Source organism: Streptomyces sp. NPDC047014 (assembly GCF_040644195.1).
Taxonomy (GTDB): domain Bacteria; phylum Actinomycetota; class Actinomycetes; order Streptomycetales; family Streptomycetaceae; genus Streptomyces.
In genome coordinates, this window is sequence record NZ_JBEYVX010000167.1 from 1 (window position 1) to 5,143 (window position 5,143).

Annotated in this window: 3 protein-coding genes; 2 read left to right on the forward strand and 1 reads right to left on the reverse strand. The window is 74.1% G+C overall.

Annotation, left to right across the window (positions count from 1 at the left end; genetic code table 11):
• Positions 1-40: 40 nt before the first annotated feature.
• A complete protein-coding gene (locus ABZ873_RS33855; RefSeq protein ID WP_360880622.1) occupies positions 41-1,450 on the reverse strand; it encodes an MFS transporter in 1,410 nt (469 codons plus the stop codon).
• Between the two features lie 77 nt (positions 1,451-1,527).
• Between ABZ873_RS33855 and ABZ873_RS33860 the strand changes: the two genes are divergently transcribed.
• Together ABZ873_RS33860 and ABZ873_RS33865 are read left to right on the forward strand one after the other, a co-directional pair.
• On the forward strand, positions 1,528-2,112 hold the full coding sequence (locus ABZ873_RS33860) for an XRE family transcriptional regulator (RefSeq protein WP_360880625.1): 585 nt from the start codon (positions 1,528-1,530) through the stop codon (positions 2,110-2,112).
• Positions 2,113-2,319: 207 nt separating this feature from the next.
• On the forward strand, positions 2,320-5,052 hold the full coding sequence (locus ABZ873_RS33865) for a DNRLRE domain-containing protein (protein WP_360880628.1): 2,733 nt from the start codon (positions 2,320-2,322) through the stop codon (positions 5,050-5,052).
• Positions 5,053-5,143: the final 91 nt, after the last annotated feature.

The following is a 5,143-nucleotide window of genomic DNA, read 5'->3' on the forward strand; positions in this document are numbered from 1 at the left end:
CACCTTCAAAATCACACTCTTCCCCAACCCGACGCTCTTCCTACCGCGCCGCCGTCGCGAGATCGGCCCCCGGGGCGTCGGCCGCGGCCCAGGAGAACAGCGCGCCCATGACGGCCGCGCCGGTGACGAGCCCCAGGTTGCGCGCCAGGTTCAGCGCGCCGGAGACCACCCCGCGCCGCCCGGCGGGCACATCGGCCATGACGGCCGTGTTGTTGGCCGTCTGGAACACGGCGTACCCGGCGGTCAGCACCGCGAGGGGGACCACATAGCCCGCGGCTCCGAAGCCCGAGGGCGCCAGGGACAGGGCGAGCGCACCGGCCGCCATCGTCCCCAGGCCGTACAGGGTGGTGCGGGCCGCGCCCAGGCGGTCCGCGAGCTGACCGGCGGGCATCCCGGTCACGGCGGCCACCAGCGGCCCGGCCGACAGCAGCAGCCCGGTCAGGGCCGCGTCGAGCCCGAAGGCCCGGGACAGCTGGAAGGGCCCGACCACCAGCGTCGTCATCATCACCGTGGAGACCAGCGCGCTCGTGGCGAGCCCGGCCCGCAGCCCCGGCGCACGCAGTACCGCCCCCTCCACCAGCGGAGACGCCGAACGCGCCTGGCTCCGTACGAAAAGACCCGCGCCCAGCGCGGCCGCCAGCAGCAGCCCCGCGCGCAGCGGGCCGGAGCCGCCGCGGCCCAGGGTCATGGCGAGGGCGTAGGCGGTCAGGGCCAGGGCGAGCAGCAGCGTGCCCACGGCGTCGAAACGGCCCCGACCGGCTCCGGCCGCCGGCCGGTCCGCGGGCAGATGGCGGCGCAGGAGCAGCAGGGCGAGGAGCGCGGGCGGTACGGGCGCGAGGAAGACCGCGCGCCAGCCGAGCCCGGCGGTCAGGGCGCCGCCGAGCACCGGGCCCAGCGCCGTGCCGACCGCGGACATCGTGCCGAGCAGCCCCATGGCCCGGCCGACCCCGGCCCTCGGGACCGTCTCGCCTACGAAGGCCATCGCGAGGGCCGTCATGAAGGCCGCGCCGAGGCCCTGTGCGGCGCGGGCGGCGATCAGCAGCCCCAGCGTGGGCGCGGCCGCGCAGGCGACGGAGGCCGCGGTGTACAGGCCGAGGCCCGCGAGCAGCAGCCGGCGGCGGCCGAAGAGGTCCCCGAGCCGTCCCGCGCCGACCACCAGCGCGGTGACGGAGAGCAGGGGCGCGAGGACGATCCACTGGACCGATCCGAAGGGGGCGGAGAACGCCTCCGCCAGGGTGGGCAGGGCGGCGGGGGCGAGGCTGGTGCCGAGGGCGAAGAGCAGCACGGACAGCGAGAGCCCGGCGAGCACGGGGCGGACGGCGGGGGCGGGCCGGCCGGCGGAGGCGGGGCCTGCGGCGGACGTGCGGTCGTCGGCCGGTGGGCGGCCGACGGGCTCGGTGGACAAGGGCGTTCGGGCGTCCGCCGGCCCGGGAGCGTGGGATGAACTCATGCCGGGAGGGTCCGGCCCGCCCTGCGCTCCTGGCAAACACTGTTGCCGATTCCGGGACGGCGCAGTGTTATGGAGCCATGCACACACCGCCGGACCACCAAGCCGTCCTCGACGAGGTCGCCCCGAGGCTGAGACGGCTGCGTGCCCGCAGCGGCCTCACCCTCGCCGCGCTCTCGGAGGAGACCGGCATCTCGAAGAGCACCCTGTCCCGGCTGGAGTCCGGCGGCCGCCGGCCCAGCCTGGAACTGCTGCTCCCGCTCGCGGCCGCCTACCGCGTCCCCCTGGACGAGCTGGTCGGCGCCCCCGAAGTGGGCGACCCCCGGGTGCGGCTGACGCCCCGGTCCATGCCCAACGGCGGCACGGTCGTCCCCCTCACGCGCGGCCCCGGCCCGCTTCAGGCGTTCAAGATGCTCATTCCCTACCGCGGCGCCGAGCCCGACCTCCGCACGCACGAGGGCTACGAGTGGCTGTACGTGCTGGACGGGCGGCTGCGCCTGGTCCTCGCCGCGCACGACCTGGTGCTCGGGCCGGGCGAGGCGGCCGAGTTCGACACCCGGCTGCCGCACTGGTTCACCAGCGCCGACGAGGGGCGGCCGGTGGAGATCCTGAGCCTGTTCGGGCGGCAGGGGGAGCGGATGCACGTCCGCGCGAAACCGCGCTGACGCCCCCGGCGGGCGGCCCGTCGGCGCCCGGTTCTGGCGGGATCCCGTGGCCGAAATATGTCAGGTGGGGTGAATCGAGCGCGGAACCGATCTAAGGTGCGCCCGTAAGCATCGTCAGCATCGTCGCGGACACCTGTTCGGCGGTTTCCGGCCATGCCCTCGCCAGTGGCGCCTTCCGGCCGCACCGCACACTCAACTGGGGGGTTCATGCGTACATCCCGAGGGACGGCGGCCGCGGTCGCCCTGTCCCTGGCCGGAACCGGTGCGGCACTCGGTCTCGGCCTCGCCGCGCCCGCCGCGGCCATCACCCCGCCCGTCGCCTTCACCGCCGACGCCCTGCCCGCCTGGCAGCCCGACGGCGTGGTCTGGGCCCTCGCCGAGGCGGGCGGCCAGATCTTCGCCGGCGGCACCTTCTCCACCGTACGTCCGCCCTCGGGCGGCTCCGGCAGCGAACGCGAGGCCGTCAACTTCGTCGCCCTGGACGCCGCCACCGGCAACCCGACCGCCTGCACCCTCTCCTTCACCATCGGCTCCGGCACCGCCACCGTCCGGGCGCTCGCCCTCTCACCCGACAAGAAGACCCTCTACGCGGGCGGCTACTTCGGCGCGGTCAACGGCACGCCCGTCTCCAGCCTCGCCGCCGTCGACGTGGCCACCTGCACCGTGAAGACCGGCTTCCGCCCCGCCTTCGCCGCCACCGTCCGCGCCCTCGCGGTCACCGGCGACACCGTCTACGCCGGAGGCGACTTCCTCAGCGTCGCGGGCCAGCCCCGCCAGCGCTTCGCCGCCGTCGGCGCCACCGACGGATCCCTCAAGCCCTTCACGGCCGACGCCGACGAGCCCGGCCGCGCCGTCGAGGTCACCCCCGACGGCAAGAACGTGGTCCTCGGCGGGGACTTCTTCACCGTCAACGGTACGAACACCCACGCGCTCGCCGTCGTCGACTCCACCAGCGGCGCCCTCGCCAAGAGCTACCCCGGCTTCATCGAGACCAACTCCGTGGTCAAGGACATCGCCACCGACGCAGGCGGCTTCTACACCGCCAACGAGGGCACCGGCGGTGGCGTCTTCGACGGCCGCATAGCCGTCGACCTGCCCGGCTTCGGCCAGCGCTGGCGCGACACCTGCCTCGGCGCCACCCAGGCCGTGCTCCCGTACCAGAACGTCCTCTACAGCGCCTCGCACGCGCACGACTGCGCCAGTGTGGGGGAGTTCCCCGACGGCCAGCGCCACCACCTGCTCGCCCAGCCCACCAGCGGCATCGGCAAACTCGGCTGGTCCCCGGACACCAACGACGGCATCGGTGAGGGCATCGGACCGCGCGTGATGACGGTCGGCGCGAAGAACGGCGTGCAGTACCTGTGGGTCGGCGGCGAGTTCACCACCGTCAACGGCGCCGCGCAGCAGAGCCTGACCCGGTTCGCCTCCACCGGGGACACCGGAGCGCCCACCACCCCGGTGGCCAGTGCCGTCAGCTTCACCCCGGGCGAGGCCCAGGTGCGCTGGCGCACCAGCCTCGACCTCGACGACAGCGCGCTGACCTACCGCATCTACCGCAACGGCGCGGCCACCCCGATCGCCACCGTCACGGCCGACTCCCTCTTCTTCAAGCGCCCGCAGGCGTCCTGGACCGACACCACCGTGGCCGCGGGCCAGGCGTACACCTACCGGGTGACCGCCACCGACGCCGCCGGGAACACCAGCGCCCTGTCCGCCACCGCGAGCGTGACCGTCCCCACCCGGCCCGAGAGCTACCCGAACCAGGTCCGCGCCGACGGGGCCCAGCTGTACTGGCGCTACGACGACACGACCCTGCCCTACGCCGCCGACTCCTCGGCCGGCGGGACCGAGAACGGAGTGCACTGGAACGCCCCCGCCCTGCGGCAGACCCCGGGCGCCGTCACCGGCGCGAGCACCGCGATCGGCTTCAACGGCACGGACTCCCGGATCTACGCCGACAAGCGGCAGACCATCGGCAACGCCTATACCATCGAGACCTGGTTCCGGACGAACACCACCCGGGGCGGCAAGCTCTTCGGCTTCGGCAGCAACCAGGACCGCGGCAGCTACCAGTACGACAAGCACCTCTACATGACCAATGACGGCCGGGTCGTCTTCGGCGCCTACACCGGCGTCACCCGCACCGTCGCCACCAGCGGCGCCTACAACGACAACCAGTGGCACCACGTCGTCGCCACCCAGGGCCCCGGCGGCATGACCCTCTACGTGGACGGCGTCCAGCGGGGCACCCTCGCCGTCACCACCCACGAGAACTACTCCGGCTACTGGCACGCGGGCGGCGACAGCCTCGGCGGCTGGCCCGACCGCCCCACCAGCGACATGTGGGCCGGACAGCTCGACGAGAGCGCCGTCTACCCGACCGTCCTGAGCGCGGCCCAGGTGCAGAACCACTACGCGCTCGCCACCGCCCCCGCCGACTCGGTGGTCCGTGTCACCGCCGCGGAGGACACCTACGCCAATGCCGGGGCGCCCGGCACCAACTACGGCACCTCCGGCTCGCTCGCCGTGCGCGGCACCTCGTTCTACGCGAGCTACCTGCGCTTCGACCTGCCGTCGGCCCCCGCGGGCACGGTGCTCAAGTCGGCCGTCCTCAGCGTCAAGACGAGCACGATGAGCGGTGCCGGTACGACGGACACCGTCTCGGTGGTGCCCGTCACCGGGTCGTGGAGCGAGAGCGGGACCACGTACAACAACCGTCCGGCGCTGGGCGGTCCGGCCGTGGGCGCCTTCGCGGGCATCCCGGACGGCTCGGCGGTCCACAGCACCTCGCTGACCACGGCGACCGTGGCGGCGGAGCTGGGCGGCAGCTACGACCTGGCCCTGAGCAGCGGCGGTACGGACGCCCTGTGGCTGTGGTCCACCGAGGCGCAGGCGGCCGAGGGCACACCGCAGCTGACGCTGACCTTCGGCGCGCCGTGACCTGAGGGCCTGAGGGGCCGCGCCGGACCGTGACCCCACCCCCCGGAGCCTCAGGGAAGTTCGATGCCCAGGTCCCAGCCGTCGTGGGCGT

Excerpts from the sequence above, each read along its gene's own strand:
- ABZ873_RS33855 (WP_360880622.1), bottom strand. The coding sequence starts at position 1,450 with ATGAGTTCATCCCACGCTCCCGGGCCGGCGGACGCCCGAACGCCCTTG.
- ABZ873_RS33860 (WP_360880625.1), top strand. The coding sequence starts at position 1,528 with ATGCACACACCGCCGGACCACCAAGCCGTCCTCGACGAGGTCGCCCCG.
- ABZ873_RS33865 (WP_360880628.1), top strand. The coding sequence starts at position 2,320 with ATGCGTACATCCCGAGGGACGGCGGCCGCGGTCGCCCTGTCCCTGGCC.